The organism is Borreliella japonica, from assembly GCF_030438115.2.
Taxonomy (GTDB): Bacteria; Spirochaetota; Spirochaetia; order Borreliales; family Borreliaceae; genus Borreliella; species Borreliella japonica.
On the sequence record NZ_CP179503.1, the window covers coordinates 1 to 26,808 of the forward strand.

Annotated in this window: 23 protein-coding genes; 21 read left to right on the forward strand and 2 right to left on the reverse strand. The window is 32.7% G+C overall.

The features are described 5' to 3' along the window. Nucleotides 1-89: 89 nt before the first annotated feature. A complete protein-coding gene (locus QIA21_RS06055; protein ID WP_418905694.1) occupies nucleotides 90-1,235 on the reverse strand; it encodes a variable large family protein in 1,146 nt (381 codons plus the stop codon). Between the two features lie 1,024 nt (nucleotides 1,236-2,259). On the opposite strand from QIA21_RS06055, the gene QIA21_RS06060 reads away from it, so the two are divergent. The 20 genes from QIA21_RS06060 (at nucleotide 2,260) to QIA21_RS06155 (ending at nucleotide 24,937) form a co-directional block, all read left to right on the forward strand. Continuing rightward, complete coding sequence (locus QIA21_RS06060; RefSeq protein ID WP_418905695.1) at nucleotides 2,260-5,910, forward strand: variable large family protein; 3,651 nt, start codon at nucleotides 2,260-2,262, stop codon at nucleotides 5,908-5,910. A gap of 44 nt (nucleotides 5,911-5,954) precedes the next feature. Then, nucleotides 5,955-9,773, forward strand: a complete 3,819-nt coding sequence (locus tag QIA21_RS06065) for a variable large family protein (protein WP_418905696.1) — start codon at nucleotides 5,955-5,957, stop codon at nucleotides 9,771-9,773. A gap of 158 nt (nucleotides 9,774-9,931) precedes the next feature. Then, nucleotides 9,932-10,567 (forward strand): plasmid maintenance protein, encoded by a 636-nt coding sequence (locus QIA21_RS06070; RefSeq protein ID WP_418905697.1) that lies wholly within the window; start codon nucleotides 9,932-9,934, stop codon nucleotides 10,565-10,567. A 17-nt stretch (nucleotides 10,568-10,584) separates the two neighbouring features. Further along, nucleotides 10,585-11,019 carry a plasmid maintenance protein gene (locus QIA21_RS06075; RefSeq protein ID WP_418905710.1) on the forward strand — a complete coding sequence of 145 codons (435 nt, stop codon included), beginning with the start codon at nucleotides 10,585-10,587 and terminating at the stop codon, nucleotides 11,017-11,019. A 9-nt stretch (nucleotides 11,020-11,028) separates the two neighbouring features. Further along, entirely contained in the window at nucleotides 11,029-11,586 is a 558-nt protein-coding gene (locus QIA21_RS06080) for a DUF226 domain-containing protein (protein ID WP_418905698.1), read from the forward strand. Next, nucleotides 11,562-12,377, forward strand: coding sequence for a ParA family protein (locus QIA21_RS06085; protein ID WP_418905699.1), 816 nt, complete (start codon nucleotides 11,562-11,564; stop codon nucleotides 12,375-12,377). The genes QIA21_RS06080 and QIA21_RS06085 overlap by 25 nt, the downstream gene beginning before the upstream one ends. A gap of 30 nt (nucleotides 12,378-12,407) precedes the next feature. After that, the gene (locus QIA21_RS06090) at nucleotides 12,408-12,977 is read left to right on the forward strand and encodes a chromosome replication/partitioning protein (protein ID WP_418905700.1); all 570 of its coding nucleotides are present in this window, start codon (nucleotides 12,408-12,410) and stop codon (nucleotides 12,975-12,977) included. A 340-nt stretch (nucleotides 12,978-13,317) separates the two neighbouring features. After that, nucleotides 13,318-14,151, forward strand: coding sequence for a complement regulator-acquiring protein (locus QIA21_RS06095; RefSeq protein ID WP_418905711.1), 834 nt, complete (start codon nucleotides 13,318-13,320; stop codon nucleotides 14,149-14,151). 204 nt (nucleotides 14,152-14,355) lie between these two features. Next, nucleotides 14,356-15,159, forward strand: coding sequence for a tetratricopeptide repeat protein (locus QIA21_RS06100; RefSeq protein ID WP_418905701.1), 804 nt, complete (start codon nucleotides 14,356-14,358; stop codon nucleotides 15,157-15,159). Between the two features lie 30 nt (nucleotides 15,160-15,189). After that, on the forward strand, nucleotides 15,190-15,972 hold the full coding sequence (locus QIA21_RS06105) for a hypothetical protein (RefSeq protein ID WP_091973646.1): 783 nt from the start codon (nucleotides 15,190-15,192) through the stop codon (nucleotides 15,970-15,972). A 25-nt stretch (nucleotides 15,973-15,997) separates the two neighbouring features. Beyond that, on the forward strand, nucleotides 15,998-16,669 hold the full coding sequence (locus tag QIA21_RS06110; protein ID WP_091973649.1) for an ABC transporter ATP-binding protein: 672 nt from the start codon (nucleotides 15,998-16,000) through the stop codon (nucleotides 16,667-16,669). 8 nt (nucleotides 16,670-16,677) lie between these two features. After that, nucleotides 16,678-17,904, forward strand: coding sequence for an ABC transporter permease (locus QIA21_RS06115; protein ID WP_418905702.1), 1,227 nt, complete (start codon nucleotides 16,678-16,680; stop codon nucleotides 17,902-17,904). Then, the gene (locus tag QIA21_RS06120; protein WP_418905703.1) at nucleotides 17,897-18,628 is read left to right on the forward strand and encodes a hypothetical protein; all 732 of its coding nucleotides are present in this window, start codon (nucleotides 17,897-17,899) and stop codon (nucleotides 18,626-18,628) included. Before QIA21_RS06115 ends, QIA21_RS06120 begins: the two co-directional genes overlap by 8 nt. A gap of 13 nt (nucleotides 18,629-18,641) precedes the next feature. Further along, nucleotides 18,642-19,676: a hypothetical protein gene (locus QIA21_RS06125; RefSeq protein ID WP_091973654.1), complete on the forward strand. Its 1,035-nt coding sequence runs from the start codon at nucleotides 18,642-18,644 to the stop codon at nucleotides 19,674-19,676. A gap of 16 nt (nucleotides 19,677-19,692) precedes the next feature. After that, a complete protein-coding gene (locus tag QIA21_RS06130) occupies nucleotides 19,693-20,691 on the forward strand; it encodes a hypothetical protein (protein ID WP_418905704.1) in 999 nt (332 codons plus the stop codon). Between the two features lie 23 nt (nucleotides 20,692-20,714). Then, nucleotides 20,715-20,828, forward strand: coding sequence for a TOMM family putative cytolysin BorA (gene borA, locus QIA21_RS06135; RefSeq protein ID WP_143280326.1), 114 nt, complete (start codon nucleotides 20,715-20,717; stop codon nucleotides 20,826-20,828). A gap of 196 nt (nucleotides 20,829-21,024) precedes the next feature. After that, nucleotides 21,025-21,945 carry a SagB/ThcOx family dehydrogenase gene (locus QIA21_RS06140; RefSeq protein ID WP_418905705.1) on the forward strand — a complete coding sequence of 307 codons (921 nt, stop codon included), beginning with the start codon at nucleotides 21,025-21,027 and terminating at the stop codon, nucleotides 21,943-21,945. 13 nt (nucleotides 21,946-21,958) lie between these two features. Further along, a complete protein-coding gene (locus tag QIA21_RS06145) occupies nucleotides 21,959-23,005 on the forward strand; it encodes a streptolysin associated protein SagC (RefSeq protein WP_418905706.1) in 1,047 nt (348 codons plus the stop codon). 11 nt (nucleotides 23,006-23,016) lie between these two features. Further along, nucleotides 23,017-24,342, forward strand: a complete 1,326-nt coding sequence (locus QIA21_RS06150) for a YcaO-like family protein (RefSeq protein WP_091973664.1) — start codon at nucleotides 23,017-23,019, stop codon at nucleotides 24,340-24,342. A gap of 76 nt (nucleotides 24,343-24,418) precedes the next feature. Beyond that, complete coding sequence (locus tag QIA21_RS06155; protein ID WP_418905707.1) at nucleotides 24,419-24,937, forward strand: CPBP family intramembrane glutamic endopeptidase; 519 nt, start codon at nucleotides 24,419-24,421, stop codon at nucleotides 24,935-24,937. Nucleotides 24,938-25,765: 828 nt separating this feature from the next. Here the strand turns inward: QIA21_RS06155 and QIA21_RS06160 are convergent. Further along, nucleotides 25,766-25,936 carry a hypothetical protein gene (locus QIA21_RS06160; RefSeq protein WP_418905708.1) on the reverse strand — a complete coding sequence of 57 codons (171 nt, stop codon included), beginning with the start codon at nucleotides 25,934-25,936 and terminating at the stop codon, nucleotides 25,766-25,768. Nucleotides 25,937-26,156: 220 nt separating this feature from the next. Here QIA21_RS06160 and QIA21_RS06165 point away from each other — a divergent pair, with 220 nt between their 5' ends. Beyond that, nucleotides 26,157-26,702: a P52 family lipoprotein gene (locus QIA21_RS06165; protein WP_418905709.1), complete on the forward strand. Its 546-nt coding sequence runs from the start codon at nucleotides 26,157-26,159 to the stop codon at nucleotides 26,700-26,702. Nucleotides 26,703-26,808 lie beyond the last annotated feature (106 nt).

Sequence of the window (26,808 nt, forward strand, 5' to 3'; positions counted from 1 at the left end):
AATTTATTATCTTTTAGTATATACCTACAAAAATAAAAAAGTGGGACATAGGCACTGGCAATGCCTACACCCCAGCAATTACTTATACCTTATTTAGTTGTAGTAGGAGGCGCTTCCTTAGAGCTACTCTTAACAACATCCCCTACCTTCTTCAACCCTGCCTGAACGGCCTTACGAACTAAATTAGTCAGCGCAACGACTGTCTTATTAGTTGCACTCTCAACAGCATTCTTAACAGTCCCCTGATGATCCTCATGATCATTACCATTCTTCAAAACGAACTGCCCATCCTTAGCCATACCTCGCAGCACCATAGCAGCAGCAATCTGATCATCCTTCTCCATCCCCTCCTTAAACGCATCCCCATCCTCATCATCCTTACCAATAGCCGCGTCAATCGGATTTGTAGCCTCCCCCGCCTTCGCACCTGTCTTCTCCTTCTCATCCTTAGCAGCCTCAACAATAGCTTTCAATATCTGCTCTCCACTAACAGCAGCAACAGCAGCAGCCGCCTTCCCAGCATCCTTAGCATCACCACCAGCATTCTTCTTCTGAACAAACAACTTCCCTGCATTCTCGTTGCCACCACCAGCAGCAGCAGTAACAGCATCAGCCTTCAACTTCCCTTCCTCACCAGCCTGTCCAGCAGCCTCAACAATCCCCTTTATCCCCTTAGCAATCCCATTAACACTCGCCGCATCACCACCTTTTGCTTCAGCATCCTTACCCTCAACAACATCCCCAATCGATTTATCAGCACCACCAGTAGCAGCCGCTGCAGCATCCTTAGCAGCCTTTGCCATCTCTTCGAGCCACTTGCTAATCTCAGCTATAGCACCCTGAACTCCACCAGTTCCACCAGTTCCACCAGTTCCACCAGTTCCACCAGTTCCACCAGTTCCACCAGTTCCACCAGTTCCACCAGTTCCACCAGTTCCACTACCACTACCTTTGGGCAATTCAGTTAAACCTTTTTTTGTTTCTTCCAATTTTTTGGCCAGAGATTCAAAATAAGTTTTTGCGTCTGATTTTTTTGGATCCGCTTTAAATCCCAATGCATCTGCAATTAATCCACCAAAAGAGGTGAATACATCTAAGAATCCGTTACCCAATTGGATTAAAGAGTTATAAAACTTGCTTGTTGGATCATCTTGTCCGGCTTCAGCGCCATTCGCTTTACAATTAGCAAAAACAAGCATAGCTCCTAAGAGTATTGCACTTGACATTTTTTTCATATTGGTCTCCTTAATGAAAGTATATAAGTTATCACTTTAGCTCAAAATTGTATCTTTGACAAGCAAGGAGGTAATTTTTTTTATTCTTTTTTAAAAAAGAATAAAAAAAATTACCTCCTTGCTTGTCAAAGATACAATTTTGAGCTAAAGTGATAACATCAACCTCCTCTAACACAACCTTTTTTCCAAAAAATTAAGTAACTTCAAATAATTTCAACAACTAAGAAATTAATTCCCAACATAATTTATTAATTTCTGTAAAAACATATAGTACAACAAGCAAGTTTTATACAACAAGCAAGTTTTATAATTTTACTCTCAATAGTACAACAAGCAAGTTTTATAACTTTTACTCTCAATAGTACAACAAGCAAGTTTTATAACTTTTACTCTCAATAGTACAACAAGCAAGTTTTATAACTTTTACTCTCAATAGTACAACAAGCAAGTTTTATAACTTTTACTCTCAATAGTACAACAAGCAAGTTTTATAACTTTTACTCTCAATAGTACAACAAGCAAGTTTTATAACTTTTACTCTCAATAGTACAACAAGCAAGTTTTATAACTTTACTCTCAATAGTACAACAAGCAAGTTTTATAACTTTTACTCTCAATAGTACAACAAGCAAGTTTTATAACTTTTACTCTCAATAGTACAACAAGCAAGTTTTATAACTTTTACTCTCAATAGTACAACAAGCAAGTTTTATAACTTTTACTCTCAATAGTACAACAAGCAAGTTTTATAACTTTTACTCTCAATAGTACAACAAGCAAGTTTTATAACTTTTACTCTCAATAGTACAACAAGCAAGTTTTATAACTTTTACTCTCAATAGTACAACAAGCAAGTTTTATAACTTTTACTCTCAATAGTACAACAAGCAAGTTTTATAACTTTTACTCTCAATAGTACAACAAGCAAGTTTTATAACTTTTACTCTCAATAGTACAACAAGCAAGTTTTATAACTTTTACTCTCAATAGTACAACAAGCAAGTTTTATAACTCTTTAATCCAATTGGGTAACGGATTCTTAGATGTATTCACCTCTTTTGGTGGATTAATTGCAGATGCATTGGGATTTAAAGCGGATCCAAAAAAATCAGACGCAAAAACTTATTTTGAATCTCTGGCCAAAAAATTGGAAGAAACAAAAAAAGGTTTAACTGAATTGCCCAAAGGTAGTGGTAGTGGAACTGGTGGAACTGGTGGAACTGGTGGAACTGGTGGAACTGGTGGAACTGGTGGAACTGGTGGAACTGGTGGAACTGGTGGAACTGGTGGAGTTCAGGGTGCTATAGCTGAGATTAGCAAGTGGCTCGAAGAGATGGCAAAGGCTGCTACGGAGGCTGCAGCGGCTGCTACTGGTGAGAGCAACAAGGATGCTGGGAAATTGTTTGTTCAGAAGGCGAATGGTGATGTAGGTGGTGAGGCTGAGGATGCTGGGAAGGCGGCTGCTGCTGTTGCTGCTGTTAGTGGGGAGCAGATATTGAAAGCTATTGTTGATGCTGCTGGAAAGGGTGGTGATACGAAGGGTGTGAAAGCGGAGAATGCTAAAAATCCGATTGACGCGGCTATTGGGGAGGATAATGGGAATGCGGAGGCGTTTGGGGAGAATATGAAGAAGGATGATCAGATTGCTGCTGCTATGGTGCTGCGGGGTATGGCTAAGGATGGGCAGTTCGTTTTGAAGAATGATGATAATGCTCATGATGATTATAAGGGGACTGTTAAGAATGCTGTTGAGAGTGCAAAGGCTGCTACGGAGGCTGCAGCGGCTGCTACTGGTGAGAGCAACAAGGATGCAGGGAAGTTGTTTGTTCAGAAGGCAAATGATGGTGATAATGAAGGTGGTGATGCTGCAGATGCTGGGAAGGCGGCTGCTGCTGTTGCTGCTGTTAGTGGAGAGCAGATATTGAAAGCTATTGTTGATGCTGCTGGAAAGGGTGAGAAGGAGAAGACAGGTGCGAAGGCGGAGGATGCTACAAATCCGATTGACGCGGCTATTGGTAAGGATGATGAGGCTGGGAATGCGGAGGCGTTTAAGGATAAGATGGAGAAGGATGATCAGATTGCTGCTGCTATGGTGCTGCGGGGTATGGCTAAGGATGGGCAGTTCGTTTTGAAGAATGCTAATGATCATACGGCTCATAAGGGGACTGTTAAGAATGCTGTTGAGAGTGCAAAGGCTGCTACGGAGGCTGCAAAGGCTGCTACTGGTGCTGATGAATCGATTGGGGATGTTGTTGAGGGTAAGGATGCTGCAACAAAAGGTGGTGAAGCGACGAGTGTTAATGGGATTGCTAAAGGGATAAAGGGGATTGTTGAGGCTGCTGGACAGGCTGGTGAGGAAGGGAAGTTGAAGACTGATGCTGTTACTGCTGGTGATGGCAACAAGGATGCCGGGAAATTGTTTGTTCAGAAGGCTAATGAAGGTGGTGTAGGTGGTGGGGCTGCAGATGCTGGGAAAGCGGCTGCTGCTGTTGCTGCTGTTAGTGGAGAGCAGATATTGAAAGCTATTGTTGATGCTGCTAAAGATGGTGAGAAGGAGAAGACAGGTGCGAAGGCGGAGGCGGCTACAAATCCGATTGACGCGGCCATTGGGGCTAAGGAGGATGGGGCTAAGGCGTTTGAGAAGATGAAGAAGGATGATCAGATTGCTGCTGCTATGGTGCTGCGAGGTATGGCTAAGGATGGGCAGTTCGTTTTGAAGAATGGTGATCATGAGGCTCATAAGGGGACTGTTAAGAATGCTGTTGAGATGACAAAGGCTGCTAAGGATGCTGCAGCGGCTGCTACTGGTGGTGCTGATAAATCGATTGGGGATGTTGTTAAGGGTGCAGCAGCAAAAGGTGGTAATGCGGAGAGTGTTAATGGGATTGCTAAAGGGATAAAGGGGATTGTTGATGCTGCTGGACAGGCTGGTGATGAAGGGAAGTTGAGTGTGGCTGCTGCTAGTGGTGAGAGCAACGAGAATGCCGGGAAGTTGTTTGTTCAGAAGAAGGCTAATGGTGATGCTGGTGGTGATGCTAAGGATGCTGGGAAGGCGGCTGCTGCTGTTGCTGCTGTTAGTGGAGAGCAGATATTGAAAGCTATTGTTGAGGCTGCTGGGGGTGAGGCGAAGACAGGTGCAAAGGCGAAGGATGCTACAAATCCGATTGAGGCGGCTATTGGGAAGGATGATGAGGCTGGAGCGGCGTTTGAGAAGATGAAGAAGGATGATCAGATTGCTGCTGCTATGGTGCTGCGGGGTATGGCTAAGGATGGGCAGTTCGTTTTGAAGAATGATGCTAATGATCATAAGGGGACTGTTAAGAATGCTGTTGAGAGTGCAACGGCTGCTACGGAGGCTACGGAGGCTGCTACTGGTGGTGGTGAATCGATTGGGGATGTTGTTGATGGTAAGGGTGATGCAAAAGCAAAAGGTGGTAATGCGGAGAGTGTTAATGGGATTGCTAAGGGGATAAAGGGGATTGTTGATGCTGCTGGACAGGCTGGTGAGGAAGGGAAGTTGAGTGTGGCTGCTGCTAGTGGTGAGAGCAACAAGGATGCCGGGAAGTTGTTTGTCAAGAAGAATGCTGGTGCTGCTGTAGGCGGTGATGGTAAGGCTGCTGGGAAGGCGGCTGCTGCTGTTGCTGCTGTTAGTGGGGAGCAGATATTGAAAGCTATTGTTGAGGCTGCTAAGGATGAGACGGAGAAGACAGGAGGAAAGAAGGCGGGGGATGCTACAAATCCGATTGACGCGGCTATTGGGGCTAAGGAGGATGCGGATGGAGCGGCGTTTAAGGAGGGGATGGAGAAGGATGATCAGATTGCTGCTGCTATGGTGCTGCGGGGTATGGCTAAGGATGGGCAGTTCGTTTTGAAGGATGATAATGATCATACTAATCATAAGGGGACTGTTAAGAATGCTGTTGAGATGACAAAGGCTGCTACGGAGGCCGCAGCGGCTGCTACTGGTGGTGCTAATGAATCGATTGGGGATGTTGTTGATGGTAATGCTGCTGGTGCTGCAGCAAAAGGTGGTGATGCGGCGAGTGTTAATGGGATTGCTAAAGGGATAAAGGGGATTGTTGAGGCTGCTGGACAGGCTGGTGAGGAAGGGAAGTTGAAGACTGCTGCTGTTGCTGCTGCTGCTGGTGAGGACAACACGGATGCAGGGAAATTGTTTGTTCAGAAGAAGAATGCTGATGTAGGTGGTGATGCTGCAGATGCTGGGAAGGCGGCTGCTGCTGTTGCTGCTGTTAGTGGAGAGCAGATATTGAAAGCTATTGTTGATGCTGCTAAAGATGGTGAGGCGAAGACAGGTGCGAAGGCGGGGGAGGCTACAAATCCGATTGACGCGGCTATTGGTAAGGATAATGGGAATGCGGCTGAGGCGTTTAAGGAGAATGGGATGAAGAAGGATGATCAGATTGCTGCTGCTATGGTGCTGCGAGGTATGGCTAAGGATGGGCAGTTCGTTTTGAAGAATGGTAATGATCATGATGATTATAAGGGGACTGTTAAGAATGCTGTTGAGAGTGCAACGGCTGCTACGGAGGCTACGGAGGCTGCTACTGGTGCTGATAATAAATCGATTGGGAATGTTGTTAAGGGTAATGATGCTGGTGCTGCAGCAAAAGGTGGTGATGCGAAGAGTGTTAATGGGGGATTGCTAAGGGGATAAAGGGGATTGTTGATGCTGCTGAGAAGGCTGGTGAGGAAGGGAAGTTGAAGACTACTGCTGTTGCTGCTAAGGAGGACAACAAGGATGCCGGGAAGTTGTTTGTTCAGAAGGAGGCTGCTGATGATGTAGGCGGTGGGGCTGCAGATGCTGGGAAAGCGGCTGCTGCTGTTGCTGCTGTTAGTGGGGAGCAGATATTGAAAGCTATTGTTGAGGCTGCTAAAGATGGTGAGAAGGCAGGCAAGAAGGCGGAGGCGGCTAAAAATCCGATTGAGGCGGCTATTGGGGCTGATGAGGATAATGAGGATGGGGATGCGGAGGCTAAGGCGTTTGGTAAGGAGGAGATGAAGAAGGATGATCAGATTGCTGCTGCTATGGTGCTGCGAGGTATGGCTAAGGATGGGCAGTTCGTTTTGAAGAATGATGCTAATGCTCATGATGATCATAAGGGGACTGTTAAGAATGCTGTTGAGATGACAAAAGCTGCTACGAATGCTACGGAGGCTGCAGCGGCTGCTACTGGTGCTGATAATAAATCGATTGGGAATGTTGTTAAGGGTAATGCTGCTGCTGCAGCAAAAGGTGGTAATGCGGAGAGTGTTAATGGGATTGCTAAGGGGATAAAGGGGATTGTTGATGCTGCTGAGAAGGCTGGTGAGGAAGGGAAGTTGAAGGCGACTGATGCTGCTGCTAAGGAGGACAACAAGGATGCCGGGAAATTGTTTGTTCAGAAGAAGAATGGTGATGTAGGTGGTGGGGCTGCAGATGCTGGGAAGGCGGCTGCTGCTGTTGCTGCTGTTAGTGGAGAGCAGATATTGAAAGCTATTGTTGATGCTGCTAAGGATGAGGCGGAGAAAGAAGGAAAGAAGGCGGGGGAGGCTACAAATCCGATTGACGCGGCTATTGGGGCTGATGGTGGGAATGAGGCTGAGGCGTTTGATAAGGAGGGGATGAAGAAGGATGATCAGATTGCTGCTGCTATGGTGCTGCGGGGTATGGCTAAGGATGGGCAGTTCGTTTTGAAGGATGGTGCTCATGATCATGAGGCTCATAAGGGGACTGTTAAGAATGCTGTTGAGATGATAAAGGCTGCTAAGGAGGCTGCAGCGGCTGCTACTGGTGCTGATAAATCGATTGGGGATGTTGTTGAGGGTAAGGCTGGTGCTGAAGCAAAAGGTGGTGATAAGGCGAGTGTTAATGGGATTGCTAAGGGGATAAAGGGGATTGTTGATGCTGCTGAGAAGGCTGGTGAGGAAGGGAAGTTGAAGACTACTGCTGCTGCTGGTGAGGGCAACAAGGATGCTGGGAAGTTGTTTGTTCAGAAGAAGGCTAATGGTGATGCTGGTGGTGATGGTAAGGCTGCTGGGAAGGCGGCTGCTGCTGTTGCTGCTGTTAGTGGAGAGCAGATATTGAAAGCTATTGTTGATGCTGCTAAGGATGGTGAGAAGAAAGGCAAGAAGGCGGGGGAGGCTACAAATCCGATTGACGCGGCCATTGGGGCTAAGGAGGATGCGGCTAAGGCGTTTGAGAAGATGAAGAAGAATGATCAGATTGCTGCTGCTATGGTGCTGCGGGGTATGGCTAAGGATGGGCAGTTCGTTTTGAAGAAGAATGATAATGATCATGCTCATGGTGATCATGAGGGGACTGTTAAGAATGCTGTTGAGATGACAAAGACTGCTACGGAGGCTGCAACGGCTGCTACTGGTGCTGATAATAAATCGATTGGGGATGTTGTTAAGGGTGATGCTGCTGGTAATGCTGCAGCAAAAGCAAAAGGTGGTGAAGCGAAGAGTGTTAATGGGATTGCTAAAGGGATAAAGGGGATTGTTGAGGCTGCTGAGAAGGCTGGTGAGGAAGGGAAGTTGAAGACTGATGCTGCTGCTAAGGAGGACAACGCGGATGCCGGGAAGTTGTTTGTCAAGAAGGCAAATGCTGCTGATGCTGGTGGTGATGCTAAGGATGCTGGGAAGGCGGCTGCTGCTGTTGCTGCTGTTAGTGGGGAGCAGATATTGAAAGCTATTGTTGATGCTGCTGGAAAGGGTGGTGATGAGAAGACAGGTGCGAAGGCGGGGGAGGCTACAAATCCGATTGAGGCGGCTATTGGGGGTGATGGGGATGATGAGGCGGCGTTTAAGGAGAATGGGATGAAGAAGGATGATCAGATTGCTGCTGCTATGGTGCTGCGGGGTATGGCTAAGGATGGGCAGTTCGTTTTGAAGAATAATAATCATGCTGCTCATAAGGGGACTGTTAAGAATGCTGTTGAGATGACAAAGGCTGCTACGAAGGCTGCAGCGGCTGCTACTGGTGCTGATAATAAATCGATTGGGGATGTTGTTGTGGGTAAGGATGCAAAAGGTGGTGATAAGGCGAGTGTTAATGGGATTGCTAAAGGGATAAAGGGGATTGTTGAGGCTGCTGAGAAGGCTGGTGAGGAAGGGAAGTTGAATGTGACTGCTGCTGCTGGTGATGAGGACAACAAGGATGCCGGGAAGTTGTTTGTTCAGAAGACTAATGAAGGTGGTGAGGCTGCAGATGCTGGGAAGGCGGCTGCTGCTGTTGCTGCTGTTAGTGGGGAGCAGATATTGAAAGCTATTGTTGAGGCTGCTAAGGATGGTGCGAAGGCGGAGGATGCTACAAATCCGATTGACGCGGCTATTGGGAAGGATGATGGGGATGCTGCGGCGGCGTTTGAGGAGAATGGGATGAAGAAGGATGATCAGATTGCTGCTGCTATGGTGCTGCGGGGTATGGCTAAGGATGGGCAGTTCGTTTTGAAGAATGATGCTCATGATGATCATAAGGGGACTGTTAAGAATGCTGTTGAGATGACAAAGGCTGCTACGACGGCTGCAGCGGCTGCTACTGGTGGTGGTGAATCGATTGGGGATGTTGTTGAGGGTAATGCTGCTGCTGCAGCAGCAAAAGGTGGTAAAGCGGCGAGTGTTAATGGGATTGCTAAGGGGATAAAGGGGATTGTTGATGCTGCTGGACAGGCTGGTGAGGAAGGGAAGTTGAAGGCGACTGCTGCTACTGGTGGTGGCAACGAGAATGCAGGGAAATTGTTTGTCAAGAAGGCTGGCGATGTAGGTGGTGATGCTACAGATGCTGGGAAGGCGGCTGCTGCTGTTGCTGCTGTTAGTGGGGAGCAGATATTGAAAGCTATTGTTGAGGCTGTTGGAAAGGATGAGAAGGAGAAGACAGGTGCGAAGGCGGGGGAGGCTACAAATCCGATTGACGCGGCTATTGGTAAGGATAATGAGGATGGGGATGCGGCTGAGGCGTTTGGGGAGAAGATGAAGAAGGATGATCAGATTGCTGCTGCTATGGTGCTGCGGGGTATGGCTAAGGATGGGCAGTTCGTTTTGAAGAATGATGCTAATGATCATAAGGATCATCAGGGGACTGTTAAGAATGCTGTTGAGATGACAAAGGCTGCTAAGGAGGCTGCAACGGCTGCTACTGGTGGTGCTGATAAATCGATTGGGGATGTTGTTAAGGGTAATGCTGCTGCAACAAAAGGTGGTGAAGCGGCGAGTGTTAATGGGATTGCTAAGGGGATAAAGGGGATTGTTGAGGCTGCTGAGAAGGCTGGTGAGGAAGGGAAGTTGAAGGCGACTGCTGCTACTGGCAAGGACAACAAGGATGCTGGGAAGTTGTTTGTTCAGAAGAAGGATGCTGGTGGTGATGCTACAGATGCTGGGAAGGCGGCTGCTGCTGTTGCTGCTGTTAGTGGGGAGCAGATATTGAAAGCTATTGTTGATGCTGCTAAAGATGAGACGGAGAAAGAAGGAAAGAAGGCGGAGAATGCTAAAAATCCGATTGACGCGGCTATTGGGGAGAAGGAGGATGATGAGGCTTAATAAATAATGGTTCAAAAACTTAATTAAAAATAATTCTTCCCTTGGTTTTATTACTTTACATATTATTTTCAGTTAAATTTATTTTAATTTGCTTTTAAATTAATTTTGATATACCATGTATATACATATTAGATATGCACAAATTAAGGAGAAGTAAAATGAAAAAAATAGAAAAATTTAAAAACAAATGCCAACATAAACTAATTGTATTGATATCAACACTTTGCTATATAAACAATAAACATAAAAAATATTCACAAAGCAATATACTTTATTATTTTAATGAAAATTTAAAAAGAAATGGTCAAAACCCTATTAAAATAAAAACATTACAAAATTACCTTTACAGGTTAGAAAAAGAATTTAAAATAACAACCAATTATTATAAACACTTGGGAGTCAATTGCGGAACCGAAATCTACTATAAACTTAATTATCAAAAACAAAAATGCTATCGTAGAATAAACCAATATTTTAAAGAGAAAAAAGAAGTTAGATTTAACCTAAGAGTAAGTACGTTTTTTAAAAAACTACATTCAAAAAAAGGGAGTGTAGAATTAAGGGAATGTAATAATAATAATAATAATAAAGAGAAAGAAGCAGTTAAAAGATTTGAAAACCTACAAATAAAAAATTATGCTAAAAAATGTAAATTTATAACAAATTCCTCTTCAAAAATTCTAGATTTAAATGTAAAAAAGAATATTAAAATCGAAATACTAAAAGAAATTAAAAAAGTAGAGAATTTTTTAAGAAAAATTATTATAAGAATCATAAAAAAAATAAAACCATAAACATAAAGAGAAAAGAACTGAGTATTTTATTAGAAAGAACTAAAAAAATTTTAGAAGAAGAAGGATTAAACAAAAAGAAATTGGAAATATATTTCCAGAATGTATATTCAAAATATGAAAATAAACCCCATTTTATATTAGATAACGGTAAATATGATGATTTAAAACAAATAATAAATAAAATAAAGAAAAACACAGATAAATCAAATATAAAAACAACACAAGAAAATATTAAAAATAATATACTTAACATATTATTCGAACAGTTAAAAATAAAGTCTGAAATTGATGATAATGACAATGAATTTTTAATAAGGATCATAAAAGACTACTTAAATCAAATAGGAGAACCAAGATATTCCGATTTGTTTAATAATAAATATTATCATGACCTACTAAAAGTAATCAAAAATAAAAACAAATTCTTGATTAATGAAAAATTTATTATTTAAGGATAGATTATGGAAAACCTTTTAAAAAAACTTAGAGAAAAAAAAACAAAAATAAAACCGGAAAAAAAAAACATTTTTGTTAAAATTGAAAAAAAAGACGACAAAAACATATACCATACGAAAATATTCTTGGACTTTCATGCATTTGGAACTAAGAAAAATCAAAATTATAGATTTTTAATTTCATTTAGAAAATTATTTGACAGGAAAAAAACGGAAGCATTTAGTCTTTTTTCTTTAAAAGATAAAGACAAATTTTTAGGAATTAGTTATGGATGTAGAAAGCCAATAAAAAACGTTTTAAGAAGATATGAGGAAAATAATAAATTAAAAACAGCTACATTTTCAAAAATACACTATATACAATTTAAATTCAAAACAGGAAGCATATTTTGCTATGTCGTGGGAATTTCATACTTATTAAGAAAAGACAAAATTAAAAAAAAATATTATAAATCTCTGATTAAAATACTTTTAACTTTAGAAAAGGAAATATATGAATTTTACGACAAAAAATTATCAAATGGAGGTCTTATAACTAAATGGATAAAAAAAGAACAAAAATAATAACCATTGCCAGTATAAAAGGTGGAGTTGGAAAAAGTACAAGTGCTATAATTCTTGCTAAACTTTTATCAAAAGAATATACAGTATTATTAATCGATATGGATACACAAGCATCGACTACCAGCTACTTTTATGAAAAAGTAAAAGAAAGTAATTTAGATTTAGAAAGAGAAAACATTTGCGAAGTTTTAAAAGATAACTTAGATATTAACAGTACAATTCTTAGAGTAGGGAACAATTTAAGCTTAATTCCCAGCTATCTAACATTACATAGTTTGAATGGAGATTTTTATTGCCTAAACAAACACAAAGCTATTGATTTAAAATTGAAAATAGAAATAAAAAGACTAAGAATCAACTATGATTATATAGTGATTGATACAAATCCTAGTTTAGATTTGACATTAAGATGTGCTTTAAATGCTACACATTATATATTAATACCAATGACGGCTGAAAAATGGACATTTGAAAGTTACGAACTTTTAGAATTTTTTATTAAAAGTTTGGAAAAATCAGTACCAATGTTTTTTATTGTAACTAGATTTAAGAAAACTAATACACATAAAGAATTATTGAAAATAATGCAAAAAAAGAATAACTTTTTAGGATTTATATCAGAAAAAGAAGGTTTGAATAAAAAAATTGCAACTAATAGTGAATTTGATTTTAAATCAAATTATATATTGGAATACAATTATATATTGAAAAATTTAATTTATAATATAGAAACTTATTCAGAGAAAATGGAAATTCCCAATATAAATTGTCCAGCGCTAGACAATTTATAAAGTAGAATTTAAACTAAATAAGGAAATTTTATGAATAAAAAAAATACTAATGAAATAGCTATTAATCCAAGAAATTTAAATAACAATAAAAATTCTATTTTAAATTCTAATAATAATAATCATTTATCTAATGATAAAAAAAGATTTGAATTTTTAAAAAATAAACTGAAAGATAATATAAAAGAAGACATCTATAATAAAATAGAGGCCATGTATATTTTAATGGAAATCAAAAATAAGGCTTATTATAAACTTGATGGATATAAAAGTTTTGAAAAGTTTATAAAAGATTATAAATTAGCCAGATCTCAAGCATATACTTACTTAAAAATAGCTGGTGCAATTAAGGAAGGCACTTTAAAACAAGAATATTTAGTTGAAAATGGTTTTAGGCAATCGATTTTATTTTTGATGAATTCTGAAAATGCAGTAAGGAAAAAATCAAATCAAATTTCAAAAAAGGTTTTGAGAATTCAACTTAAAAATCAAGAAAGTTACTTTTTTTATAAAAAAAACTATAAGTTTACAGAGTTTTTTTTAGATAAAGTTTTTTTAGATAAAAAAGATTGGATTGATCAAATTATGAAAGAATTCAAATAAAAAGTTTAATAAATGTTATATGATTGTTGATTTTATTTTTAAATTGGTGTATCCTTTAGTGCAAGGATAAGTTTTTCATTTAAAATTTACCTTAATTTGTGACCGCCATTGTGAGCTGTTAGAGCTTAATTAAGTTTTTTAAAAAAACTTAATTAAGCTCTAACTTTAAGGTTATTGAATAATAGGAATATTTAGTTTTAATAAAAATTTTATTGGGTTTTATAGGCTTTACACAAGCCTTAAGTATATTGCTTTTAATTTCGACGTCTAATTCCAACTTTTTTTAAATATTTTTTTATAAATACTAAAAGAAAGTTGGAATTAGAATATTTTGCTATAAATTAAATTTAATTGCTATAACAATGAGGAGAATATTTTGAAAGGAAATTATTTAATTGTAATAATCTATTTGTTAAGCCTTTTGTCATGTAATTCTGCAAATTTAGTATTGGAAGATAAGGATTTTGAATTTAATCGAAATGAAAATACAATTGAAGAAAATTTAAAACCAGAAGAAAATCACTTAAAAAGTGAGGAGGTTCAAGACGATTTAATAGTTAAAATAATTGAAACTGCTAAGCTTGTTAAAGAGCAAATAATTTTGGATAGAGCTAGAATAGAACCTTTAGATCAATTTGGTATGAAGGATTTTTTATTTAATAACCTTACATTTGATTCTAATCGTGAGAGGTATTCTCATAATGAAAATAAAGATATACGAAGAAAGTTTTATTCGTCTTTGAATTATAATGAGAAATTATTAAGAATTTTTGGGAAAATACTTAATAAAATATCAAACAACTCGGGGAATCAAAAATTAGATTTACTTATTGTTAGAGCTGGACAGTATTATTCTCAATATAATTTAGAATTTTCTGCTAAAAAAATAAATGAGCAAATGGACAAACTAATGAGTTTAAATATAGAGGAGTTAAGCTTTATTTTAGGTAAACTTAAAGAATTGATGACTTTTAAGGCTAGGTGGATTGATATTGTAAATCAAATTATTAAATATTGTGAAAATGATATTAATTTAAATAACAATAAAGATGATTCAGGGAAGATAATTGAACTTATTAAATATATTAATTTAAAATATGAATATTTTTTAAAATACGATATTCTTAAAACTGAAACTTTATTTTCTGAAATAACAAAAATTTTAGATAAGTAATCAAGAGATTAGAGATTAATTTATTTTTTCTTACAATTTAAAATTGTAAGAAATTTTCTTTTTGTCTTTCATGTTCTGATATATTAGATTGTAACTTAATAAGTTTAATTGTCAGCAATTTTTGAAATAATTTTATTTTTTTATAACCAAATATAGATAAATTTATTTATTGAATTATCTTTTATTATAAGGTGGTAAAAGGTTATGAAAGTTTTTTTCAGGTGTCTCTTTTTTCTAATTTTAAATTTTAATTTACTATATTCTAATTCTTTTGAAGCTTTGAATATAGAATATAATAATATTCTAGAAGAGTATTATTCTGGTGATAATAACAATAGACTTGTTTTAAAAGATCAATCTGATTATATAAACTTTTATATAGATAAATTTAAAACTTTGTATGAAAAATTAAAATCATTTGGGGATAGTAGAAAAAATTATCTTACCAGCATTGTTAATTTGCAGATTGCATCTTTAGTTCAAAGTGTAACTATCAAAAATTCTTCTGATAGTTATTCCATATTTTTAAGTGCAAAAAATGTTCTTTTAGATTTTATTTCTTCTCAATTTTTTAAAGATTGTCAAAAATCAATTAGAAGTGATGCATATAGAGTATTGGGGGATTTAAATTTGTCTATTTTAAGATATATGGGCGGTATAAAATTAGTTAAAATCTCAAATGAAGCTAAAAATGCATTAATTAAATCTTTAGAAATTGATAATAAAAATGTATTTGCCAATATTTCTTTAGCAACTTGGTATTTATATTCTCCAAGAATTTCGGGGGGTAGTCCTAAAAAGGCAATAGAATTTTTGCAGAAGGCTCTTAAATATAGTAAAAAAAGCTTGGAAAAATATTTAACAAATGTATGGATAAGTCAGGGATATTTTAGACTTAAAAGAGAAAATGAATATAAAAGGTATTTAAACGAGGCTAAAAATATATTTCCTGATGGACTTTTTCATAAAATAGTTATTGAAAGAAATAATTTGGGCGAGTTGCCTTAATTGTGTCCCCTTTTTATAGGTAAGAATTCTATGAAATTGAAAAGTGGTTTGGTGATTTTTTTTATTTCATTTAATCTATTTGCTTTTGATAATGATATAGAGAAATATATAGAAGAAATTGAAGAAATTCATACCAATTATTATTCTACGGGTTTAAAATTTGATAATTTAAATTATGCAAAGATGTTGATATCCTCTCTTTCTAAAATTGAAAATAACATTTTATCTAATTATAAGGAAAGCAGTCTTAAATTTAATTATTTAAATTTGCTTATTTCCTTAGTTTTTTGTGATATTGCCTATTTAATAGATGATGTTAATGAATACAAAAATTTGATTAATAAGGTGTTAAATACATATAAGTATAGTGTTAAAGTTTCTTTTAATTTTTATGAGTTTTCTGATTATTTTAGAGCTTTAGGGGAGCTTGCTTTGAATTTAATAGTTCACGATTCTTCCAATTCTTATTTTTATATTGTGAATGGAAAAAGATTTTTGGACAAAGCTTTAATAATGAATAGTCAAAATTATAAAGTTAATCTACCTTTAGCAATATTTTATACATCAGGAGTTACAAATAAAACTTTTAGTAGAAATTTGGTTGCTCTCTATTATTTAAATAGAACAGAAGAAGTTTTTATGAATAAAAGACAAAGATATTTAAAAGAAATAGTAAAAAGCTCTTTTTTGATACGTAATAACAGAAGAGTTGAAGCAATAGATTGTTTGCAATCTGCTTGTAAAATATTTCCCAATGGGCATCTTGCAGGAATTGCTTTTGAAAAATTGAAGAAAGGTAAGCCTTTCTTTTGATTATATTTAGGTTAGGGTTAGAGATATGAAACTAAGAGTCAACACTATTAATAAAAGTTACAAAATTTTTAAAGAAATAGTTCATGCAAACAAAGATATATCCTTTAGTCTAAAGTCAAAAGACATGGTTTGGCTGTCGGGCCCAACAGGGAGTGGTAAAACTACTTTAATTAATTTAATTTCAGGTATAGATATTATAGACAGTGGAGAGATAGTGTTAGATTGTTTTGTTTTAAGTTCCATGAAAGATAAGCAAAGAACTCTTTTTAGAAAATTTAATATGGGTCTCATATTTCAGCATTTTGAGCTTATTCCAAGTCTTACTGGTTTTGAGAATATTTTATTACCTTTAAAATTTTCGAGCAAGAATTGGAAAGAGTGTAAAGAGAAGGTAGATAGTTTGGTGGAATTGTTTAACCTTGAAAATTTTATAAAAAAGCGTCCTTCATATATGTCTGGAGGACAAAAACAAAGAATAGGAATAGCTAGAGCATTTGTTTATGATCCTAAATTAATTATTGGAGATGAAATAACAAGTCATTTGGATCATGTAACAGCAAATTTTATTTATTCTGTAGTAAAAAATTATATAGAAGAAAATGATGCTATAGGGTTGTTTGTTTCACATGATTCTAGTTTAGAAAAATTTGCTAATAGATTTTTCAGAATAGAAGATGGTAGATTATTTTATTTTTAGAGGTAATTATGTTTAAATTAGCTTTTTTTAATATTTTTAGAGATGTAAGAAGATCTATGATGGTTTCGTTCCTTTTGGAGAGTTCAGTAGTGTTTTTATTACTTTTTATAGGATATATGAATTATAGTAGTGAGGGCATGGAAATGGGGCTTGTTTCATCTACAGGACATATTCAGATTGCTAAAAAAAATTATTTTAATCCTAAGTTTAGCAGTATTAAAAATAATTTAATGTTAAAGGATTGTGAAATATTGCAAATCAAAAACGAAATAAACAAATATTCTGAGTTTAAATCTAGCAATTTAATAGTAAATTTTGAAGGTCTTATTGGCAATTCTGTTGTAAGTAAACCATTTTTTGCTACTGCATTTGAAGATCCTGATTTTGCAACAAAAAGTTTGTTTTTGGTAGATGGGGATCCCCTTTTTGATAGTTCTGTTGGTGATTTTTTAATTGGAAGCAATTTGGCGATGTCTCTTGGTATAGAAAGTTTAACAAAAAAAACTTCTAAGTTAACTTTGATGACAGATATGTTAGGCGAAGGTCTTATTTTGCAAGATGTTAGATTGTCAGGAATTATTAAATTTCCAGTTATTCAAACAGATAGCATGGTTGCTATTACTAGTATAAATACATTGAAAAGTTTTTTTGATTTTAAAGATGGTGTGCATGTAATACAAGTCTATTTAAAAAATAATTCTTTTTTAAATAGTTTTAAAGATAAGTTAGAGGTTTTAAGAAATAAAAGCAACATAGATTTTGAATATAGCGATTGGTATGAAATTAATCCGTCTTTCAAATCTATTTTAGGAATTAATGAAATAATGTTTAAGTTTTTGTCAATATTAATAATATTGCTGATATTTATATCGTTTTTTCAAATAATGACAGCATTGGGCCTTGAAAGAACTAGAGAGCTTGGAACTTTAAGAGCAATTGGTCTTACAAAATTAGAGCTTTTTTATACTTTATTTTTGGAAATATTCATTCTTACTACTATAAATATAATTTTAGGCATTGCTATTTCTTATTTTTTAAAATTGATAATTGGATTTCATCAGATAAGATTTTCTCCTCCAGGATATACAGAATCTTATTTTATTAATTTTTTATATTATTTTAGCGATATTTGTTTCGTTTCTTTATTTATTTTTTTGGTTGCAATTATTTCTTCAGTTTTGCCTTTTATTAAAGTAAGTAAGAGATCAATAGTGGAGGTAATAAATAATGTTTAAAAATTTTATTGTTATTAGTTGTCTTTATGTTTCTAGTTTTTTATATTCTAATGAATCAAATTCTTTAGTAAAAGATTTTTCTAAACTGGCTTTTCCTAATATTGAGCCTGGATTTTATGTTGTTCATTTAGATTATGAAATTTATTTGGATGGAGTTTTAAAAGAAAAAAGTAAGGGGTTCTCAATTATAAATTCAAATAATTCAAATTCTTGCCTAGTATATACAGAAGGTAAAAAATCAGACATTGCATTTCTTGTAATTAGAGACACAGGATATTTTATGTTAAGTAGTAAATCTTCAAATCCTATTAAAGTTAGTCCTTCTTATAAAGTTAAGGGCATATCTTCATTACAAGATATTATTGGATTAAGGTTTGAAGAAGACTTTAGCTTGCTTGAAAAAATCAATGAAAATCTTTTAAAGTTTAAATCAAAAAAAACATCTCTTTATCCATTTGTTGATTTAATTAGATATGATTCAAATAAATTTTCGACTTTACACAAAGATAGGAACTCCCATGTTTTAAGAGAAGTTCTTTATAATAAGGGGTTTATTAGCGGTATTAATGCTTTTTCTAGTATTGAAGTTGTGGATAGGATTTTTGAAAATCATCGTACAATCGTATATACAAAAAATTTTTCCAAAACTAATTTAAATAATTCTATTTTTACTATGAAAGGCTTTTTAAGAGTATTTGATATTGCTAAAAACTATTTAAAATAAGGGTAAGTTAAAAATGGAACTTGCTAAATTTTTGTTGTTTTGGTTTTTATTAATAATTCCTAGCTTTTTATTTTCTAGTGTTATTATCAAGGAGCAGCTTGGATTAAGTAGTAATTTTTCATATTTTTTTTCAGATTATGATGAGAAGGATTTTCTTGGTACTGGAATATTCAGCTTTGAAAATGAATTTTATTTAGGGATTTTTATTAATCATGGTATTTTTGAATTTGGAGTTGCCCCTTCTTTAACTATAAAGAAGGGGAAGCATTATTTAAGTTTTAAAAATTCGTTTTTAAATTTTTATTTTGATAGTTTAATTGTTAAATTAGGAAAGCAAAATTATCATTTAGGTAGCGGATTAATAGAGAATATTATTTTAGATAGAATAAAAGATTCAGAAGAATGGTTGGCAGAGATATATTATTTTGTCTCAAATTATATTTTTTCTTTTGGTGCTATATTAGATGAATTTAGTCTTGATGGACTTGAAAAACCTAAATATTTATCACCTTGGACTTATTTTCAGTTGTCATTTCCTAAGTTAGATCTACTACTAATGGTAGAGACCCCTTTTAATCTAAAAAATAACAATATAGATATCAAATTCATTTTTGATTTGTCTGTTGAAATTTATAGTGGTCTGTTTTTATATTCCACTATAAGACATGATTTGCTTTATGATCAAGATTATGTATTTCGTAGTGAGGATAATAGATATCTTTTAGGTTCTAGATATTATATTGATTTTGAAAATGGAATATTAAATTCCATTGCTTTTGTATTTGAAGGTTACTTAAAAAGTAATAATCATTTTATATCTACAGGGTTTATCTTAACTTGGATTGAAAGTTTACTTAAAACATCGTGTTTTTTAAAAACAAATTTGAATAATAATGCTTGGCAAATTTATTTTGAAAGTACTTTTGATATTACCAAGGGTTTTTCTTTGAAAATTAAAAGCATATTTGAGCCTTTTGGAGAAAAGATTTTATTTAAAAATATGCCTTTTAATCAAATATTAAGCATTGGGATGAGTTTTAAGGTTTAAGGGAAAAGAGAAAACAATGAAGAAGACGGTTATATTTTTAATGTGTTTTAATTTATTTTCAAGGGAATTCAATAGCTTAAAGATTAATGGTATGGGTTTTGACTTTGATATGGATTATTTATCCATACCAAATACATTTGATTTGTCTTTATATTATGTGTTAAATGATTCTAAAATTTCTCCTTTTATTGGGCTAGGGTCTGATTATCACAAAACTATTTTATTTGCATCCGGTTTTAAATATTTTTTTAGAAATTTTTCCTCTAAAATATTTTATGAGATTAGGACACCATTTAATTTAAATAAAAAATATATTGAACATGAGGGGAATTTTTTATTTGGATATAATTTTGATTATATTAAATTTGAAAATTCCTTTACTATAGGATTAATTAACAATTTACTTACAGTTGATAATGTTGAAAATATATATTTCAATACACTCACTTTGAAGAATAAAATTAGTTTATTAATTCCAATTTATTATTCAGAACTTCAAAGAATGGATACCAAAGTGATTTTTGTTTATAGATATTTATTTGGCAATGAAGATCAAGTTTATAGTGTGCATTGGAATTTTAAATATCTTTTATCTTTACCTTTTGGAGAGCTAGGATTTAAGGCGGATTTTTTAAAATCCGATTCTTTATTTGAGACTGATTTAGAAACTAGAGTAGATTACCATGCTTTAAATTTATATCCATTAGCTCTTCCTCTTTTTGATGATCCTAATAGCATTTTTAATGCAATTTTTAATTTTGGATTTGAATATAGAGTATTTTTTCTTGAATATTTAAGAAATGCGTTTTCTGATTTATTTTTATCAATATCTTTTGATATGGGATATGGATTTGATGATGTTTTTATTGATAAGGGGAAATTCCTTTATATTGCTAGTTTTGGCATTGGTTACAAATTATTTAGGGAAATTCCATTTGTTTTTAAGGTGGGTATAAATCAAGACAAGCAATTTATGCTTGGATTTATAGTAAGTTCAATTAATTTTGATAATTAAAATTTTAAGAAAGGAGAAAATATATGTTTATTAGGAATAAGCATTTTTTGACTAGCATTGGTATAAATGTTAGTTATGCCGTAATACCTGGTAGCTGCTGTTGCAGCTGTACTTGTAGTTGCAGTTTTAGTTTATAAATATTTATTGTTTTGCAAAAATAATAAATACTGATTAGTAAAGGAGGCAGAATAGATATTTTTGCTTCTTTTATTTTTAATCTTAGTGTATGAAATTTTAACTTTGGTTTGAACTTAAAGTTAAGGTTTTTGATTACTTTAAGTAATTTTACTTTGATAAAAGTAAAAAATATGTAAATAGTTAAAGGTAATAATTATGATAAAAAATAATAATGAAAGTTCTGAAGTTTCTAATATGAAGCTATCAGGGATGTATGAAATAAATAATATTTCAAGAAGTGTGTTTAATAGCAATATTATTGCTAGTCCTTCCAATATTAGGATTCAAGCATCTTTGTTTGATAAAGATGCAGAAAGCTTGACTCTTAATTATTTATTAAATTTTTCTGAAATTAAAAAATTTTATTTTAATGAAAATATTTCTCAATTTTTGCAAAATTCCGCTGCTATTGCAAATATATCTAACAGAGAATATCGTGAATTTGATGAGAATGTAATTTATTTACCTAAAGTTAAAAGACTCAAAATTAAACTTGAAGATGCTTTGCTTAAAAGGAAATCTTCTAGAAAGTTTAAAAATCAATATTTAAATTTGGTGGATTTGTCGACACTTCTTTATTATTCTGCTGGTGATGTTCGATATGATTATGTAGAATTTGGAAATTCAAAATTTAGGCAATCTAGAAAGACTTATCCATCAGGAGGGGGAATGTATCCTGTAGATATTTATTTTTACGCAAATAATGTTGAAAAGCTTGATAAAAGTTTTTATTTATATCAATCTTCAAATAATTCAATTATTAAGATTGATATTAGTTCGATTAAGATTGAAAATTTACTTAATATTTCGTTTTTTGAGGGTTCTTCTAATTTTAATGTTGCTTTCTTTTTTGTTTATAGATATGAGGTTAATTATTTGAAGTATTCAGAAATGAGCTTGTCTTTTGCTTTTATCGAGTTAGGCGCTATTCATCAAAATTTTTCTTTGGTTTCTACTGATTTGAATCTGGGATATTGCATCTGGGGAGGATTTGATAAGCCAGAGCTAGAAAAATGTTTAAATTTAGATGGAATTAGTGAACATGTAGTTTCATCTTCTATTTTAGGAAATGTTTAAAAGGGAGTAGTCAATGAATAGTGGTTTATATTATTTTTCAGATGATGTGAGAGTTTTAAAAGAATCCAAAGGCTTTTTGATTGTTAGGAAGGGAGTTTGGAATTATGAAGATCTAATAATTTCTATTGAAGATTCTTATATTAATGAATTGAGCAAAGTTTTTAATTCTTTGTCTTCTGATGAAGGGATTGATTTGATTCAAATAAAAAATGATAAGGTCAAAAATATTGTTAGAGAATTAATTAATTCTGGTTTTGTTCATTTGAATGAGTTCGGAAAAAATAGTAGATTTTTAAATTATTTATATCTTGGTCAATATTTAGAAGTTGCTCCCCAAGAGAATCCTTATTTACTGATTTCAGATGATAGTAGTTTGATTAATATTTTAGAAACAACCGCTAAATCGTTTAATTTAAAGTATGAGCTTTTGAGTTTGGAAAATTTGGAATTTTTAAAAACACCTATTTTTTTAAATAAATTGGATTTAATAAATTATTCAAAAAGTTTAGACCATTTTAGATCTAAATTTATGCCATTTGAAGGAGTTATTCTATTGTTGGGTAATTTGAATCCATTTTTACTTAGGAATATTAATAGAATTTTAATGGGACTTAATAAACCAATTTTTTTTGGCACCATAGATGGTCCTTTTATGTTGATTACATGTTTAGAGCCTAAAAGAACAGCATGTATTGAATGTTATGAGCAAAGGATAATTGCTAGGATGACGGATCATGTGCTTTATCATAGGTTTAATAAGGAGTATGAAAAACACAAGAGGGATTCAAAGTTAGTTTCTTCAGGAGATTTTTTAAGTCCCGCTTATTATCATATTGCTTACATTTTAGTTGGTGATGCTTTTACCTTTTTCCAGATTAAAACATCTAAGCTTATGGGGAGAGCTTTACATATTTATGTACCTTTTTTTGAGTTCCAAAATCAAGATGTTTTGAGAATATCATCTTGTCCTGCTTGTGGATATTTGTCGACTTATAAATCAAGATGTTTAAATATTGAAACACAAAGGCTTGTTTCAACATTAATTTCTAATTCTAATTAAGGAGTAAGATTATGTTTAATTATTATCCTTATTCAAGCAAACTTTATAGAGATCTTGTTTTTACTAATTCTCCGGCAACAGGTATTGGTACGTCTTTAGTTACATTGCTGCCTTTTCAAAAGGGGTTGCCTTTATTATATTCTTCTACATGTGTTTTGCCTAATTATCACAAAATATTAATAGGAGAGACATATAACATGGAATACCATATTTCTGGTTATGGGCGTTCTTATGAGGAGGCTATTACTAGATTACAAGGTGAAACTATTGAGAGATATTCTCTTTTGATGTCCAAAACTTTATTTCAAGAAGATTTTATTCTTTCTTCTAGAAGGGATCTTCTAAATACTTCAAAGTATAAAGTTATGCCTTTGGAATATAGAAATGTTTTTTCAGATTTAGATAGAAATTGTAATCTTCCTTATTCAAAAGTTTATGAGAGTGATGAAATTTATTGGATTTTATTGCCATCCTTAATTCATTCTAATGAAAAAATATGGGTTCCTTGCGATATGGTTTTTATGGGTATTCATCAGAATTTCAAAATGCCAACTTTTAGTACAGGAACAGCAGTTCATAGGACAGTAGAGATTGCGCTTAGTAATGCAATAATAGAGGTAATACAATTACATTGTTATATTTCTAATTGGTACGTAAAATCCAAAAGGCCTGTGATTAACTGGAAAAGTAATGAATTTTTGAGAAAATCAATTAGTGATTTAGAACTTGAATCCAATTTTGATTTAATAGTTTTGGATTATTCTGATAAAGATTTAGGAATGCCGGTTTATGCAGCATTCCTAAGAAATAAGAAAAAATCGATTCCATATTTAGTTTGTGGAATTCAAGGCGGCTTTAATAAAGAGTGTGTTTTTTTAAGAGCTGTAGAAGAAGCTGCTGTAGTTGCCCAATCTTTACCCTTAATTTATTTTTTTAAGGCTAAAGAGATAAGTAAGTTAACATTAAATAGCCTAAGACACAGTTTTAATTTGGATGATAATTTTTTATATTACTCCAATTTAAATGAAATTTCTTTAAAAGATTCTATGTTAAATTCTATTATAGATAATGAAACTAGATTAGAGATATCTTCTGAAGAAGACTTAGTTAAAAATGAATTGGATATGAGTTTAAATATTTTACGATCTGTAAGTAAATATGCTGTTTATTGCGATATAACTCCTCCCGAATTAGAAAGCACATCTTTTAGATCTATAAGGATTCTTGTTCCCGAATTGCTTAAGATGTGTTTTCCATTTCATCCATTTGATGAGCATCCATATTTTAAAAAGAAAGGAGAAATTTTAGATGAATATTTCCCACATCCAATACCTTAGTTTTTTGTTTATTCCATATTTGCTTTTTCCTTCGGGGGTTTGTATTTTTTTGAATACAAGAAATGCAGTTTTATTTATGAAGCGGTTTTGTTATTTTGCATCATTTTTCATAATTGTTTATTTTAATCTTTTTGCTATAGATGTGCCTCCTTTAAGGGCGAAGCATTTATTTTTAATAATTTTTGTACCTATTATTACAATGTCTTTAGAAATATTTTTGAGTTTTTTTTTAAATAAAAAATTTCCTGTGTTTTTTATAGGCGATGATAATTATAATATGTCATATTTTATTGCTGTTATTTTTATGGCAATTGCTGAGGAATATATTTTTAGACTTTTAATTTTTGATTTTTTTTTAGAAAAATTACAATTTAATTTACCAATTGTTGTATTATTAAGTTCGTTTGCGTATGGATTTAATCATATACATTTTGGATTTGCTATTTTTATATCAAAATTTTTGATAGGAATAATTTATTCCTTGGTGTTTTTTATTTTTAAAGATTTTTATTGCGTTGTTTCAATTCATGTGTTTAACAATATAATTGTTTTTGGTTTAAGTTTTTTACAAATTAAGGGTAAATTATGTTTTTAATTTTAATTTTAATTTTAATTTTTTCTGTAAGTTTGTTTTTGAATTTTGGGTTAGTTAGGACTTATTTATATAATTTTGTTAATCCTCAAAACAGAAGAAAAATAGGAGAAAATTTTTATTGTTATTTATTGCAAAATATAATAAATACTTTTATATATTTCATATGTTTTATTATAAACTTTGATGAAATTAGAAATAGTTGGGTTTTAAATTTTGATTTATTAGATGTGGGTTTAAGTTTTTTTTTATTGTATTTATCAACTATAAATATACTTGGATATTATTTTTTACTATATTTTAAAGTGTTGAGAAATAATATAGTTGAATTTGGCAAATCATTGCATTGTGACATTATATGTTTAGTTTTTTCTTTGTTTGAAATTATTTTTAGTTTGGGAATTTTTTTACCCTTTTTAAAGCTATTTAATTATAGTAATTATATAGTTCTTTTTATAGGGACATTAATATATTCTTTTTTATGTCTAAATAGTAGAATTTTTATTTTAAAAATTTCTTTTTCGAGTTTTATTTTAAATGGTATATTATATATGCTTGTATTTTTTTATTTGGCTTTAAATTTTATTTATATAGATAATATATTTCCTTCTTTAATCTCTTTTATATTTATATCTTGTTGGAATGTTATTTATAAAAGAGCAACTAACAAGATATAATATAAGATATAATAAATTAATTTCTTATTGCAGTGATTTTAGGATTTATTTTTTTCTTAATTAAGTTTTGGCCTCAATAATTCAATAATTCAATAATTCAATAATTTATTTGTATAGTTTGATTTAGAGATTGTTTTTATTAAGTCTTAGATGCTTAAATGAATTTGTCAATATCTAATTTAAATGGTATCTTTGCACTTGCTTTTTCGTTTTCATATCTTACAGTGGCTGCAATATACCCAACATCTTTTTTAATTTTATCTTCTGACGCAAAGATTTGTATTTTTAAACTAAAAATTAATATTAATATGAGAATTTTTTTCATATTAATATTACCTCCTAATAATAAAGTTTTGATAATTTAATATCAGCTCAACTTTGTCTTTTATGTGTGGGAGATGGATTTTTTTTCTAAAATACCATTTGAGTTGCTTGAATGTTCTAAGCCGATTTTAACAATTCTTGAGAAAAGATAAAATTGGTATATATTTGTATATTTATATATTTTTAGATTGTTTTAGCAGCAAGGTGGAGAAGGAGTATATATGAGGATTTTGGTTGGTGTTTGCATAATAACATTAGCTTTATTGGGTTGTTATTTGCCTGATAAGCATGAACAAGCTTTTCAAACTTTTTTTGAGAATTCACAACAAAGTAGTGATATGGATTCTGATGAGATTGTTACTGAAGGTATATTTGCTAATTTAAAATTATATGAAGCTGAGCATCGTTTGTTGATTGATATAAAAGAGACTCTACACACTTTAAGTAGTTTGAAAAATGGTACTCGAGAAATCCCCCCATTGACTGACTATAATGAGGAGTATTTTAATAAATTCTTTTTAGATTTAGGTTCTGATCGATCTAAAGAATTGATTAAGTTGTTTGGTAGGGTAAAAAATGAGCGGAATGATAGATTTAAACGTGGAGTTTTTTGGCTATATTCATGCATAAGGGAGTTATATTCTCCAGATATTAAGTATTCTGGTGAAGACGGGTATGAATATTGGTATGGTGGGAGGGAATTTTTTATGCCTAGGCCTACTATTGATGAACACTATTTAAAAGTGAAGAAAGTAATAGGACAGTAGGTTTAAAATTATTTTTGGTTATTAATGTAATGGAGTCAGTTTTTATTTTAGGTTAAAGATATTTGAATCTCTGAAGGTTAGCTTTTATACTAAAAAAATATAATAT

Excerpts from the sequence above, each read along its gene's own strand:
- QIA21_RS06150 (WP_091973664.1), top strand. The coding sequence starts at position 23,017 with ATGTTTAATTATTATCCTTATTCAAGCAAACTTTATAGAGATCTTGTT.
- borA (WP_143280326.1), top strand. The coding sequence starts at position 20,715 with ATGTTTATTAGGAATAAGCATTTTTTGACTAGCATTGGTATAAATGTT.
- QIA21_RS06140 (WP_418905705.1), top strand. The coding sequence starts at position 21,025 with ATGATAAAAAATAATAATGAAAGTTCTGAAGTTTCTAATATGAAGCTA.
- QIA21_RS06155 (WP_418905707.1), top strand. The coding sequence starts at position 24,419 with ATGAAGCGGTTTTGTTATTTTGCATCATTTTTCATAATTGTTTATTTT.
- QIA21_RS06120 (WP_418905703.1), top strand. The coding sequence starts at position 17,897 with ATGTTTAAAAATTTTATTGTTATTAGTTGTCTTTATGTTTCTAGTTTT.
- QIA21_RS06070 (WP_418905697.1), top strand. The coding sequence starts at position 9,932 with ATGAAAAAAATAGAAAAATTTAAAAACAAATGCCAACATAAACTAATT.
- QIA21_RS06145 (WP_418905706.1), top strand. The coding sequence starts at position 21,959 with ATGAATAGTGGTTTATATTATTTTTCAGATGATGTGAGAGTTTTAAAA.
- QIA21_RS06090 (WP_418905700.1), top strand. The coding sequence starts at position 12,408 with ATGAATAAAAAAAATACTAATGAAATAGCTATTAATCCAAGAAATTTA.
- QIA21_RS06110 (WP_091973649.1), top strand. The coding sequence starts at position 15,998 with ATGAAACTAAGAGTCAACACTATTAATAAAAGTTACAAAATTTTTAAA.
- QIA21_RS06055 (WP_418905694.1), bottom strand. The coding sequence starts at position 1,235 with ATGAAAAAAATGTCAAGTGCAATACTCTTAGGAGCTATGCTTGTTTTT.
- QIA21_RS06115 (WP_418905702.1), top strand. The coding sequence starts at position 16,678 with ATGTTTAAATTAGCTTTTTTTAATATTTTTAGAGATGTAAGAAGATCT.
- QIA21_RS06080 (WP_418905698.1), top strand. The coding sequence starts at position 11,029 with ATGGAAAACCTTTTAAAAAAACTTAGAGAAAAAAAAACAAAAATAAAA.
- QIA21_RS06100 (WP_418905701.1), top strand. The coding sequence starts at position 14,356 with ATGAAAGTTTTTTTCAGGTGTCTCTTTTTTCTAATTTTAAATTTTAAT.
- QIA21_RS06160 (WP_418905708.1), bottom strand. The coding sequence starts at position 25,936 with ATGAAAAAAATTCTCATATTAATATTAATTTTTAGTTTAAAAATACAA.
- QIA21_RS06130 (WP_418905704.1), top strand. The coding sequence starts at position 19,693 with ATGAAGAAGACGGTTATATTTTTAATGTGTTTTAATTTATTTTCAAGG.
- QIA21_RS06085 (WP_418905699.1), top strand. The coding sequence starts at position 11,562 with ATGGATAAAAAAAGAACAAAAATAATAACCATTGCCAGTATAAAAGGT.
- QIA21_RS06165 (WP_418905709.1), top strand. The coding sequence starts at position 26,157 with ATGAGGATTTTGGTTGGTGTTTGCATAATAACATTAGCTTTATTGGGT.
- QIA21_RS06105 (WP_091973646.1), top strand. The coding sequence starts at position 15,190 with ATGAAATTGAAAAGTGGTTTGGTGATTTTTTTTATTTCATTTAATCTA.
- QIA21_RS06125 (WP_091973654.1), top strand. The coding sequence starts at position 18,642 with ATGGAACTTGCTAAATTTTTGTTGTTTTGGTTTTTATTAATAATTCCT.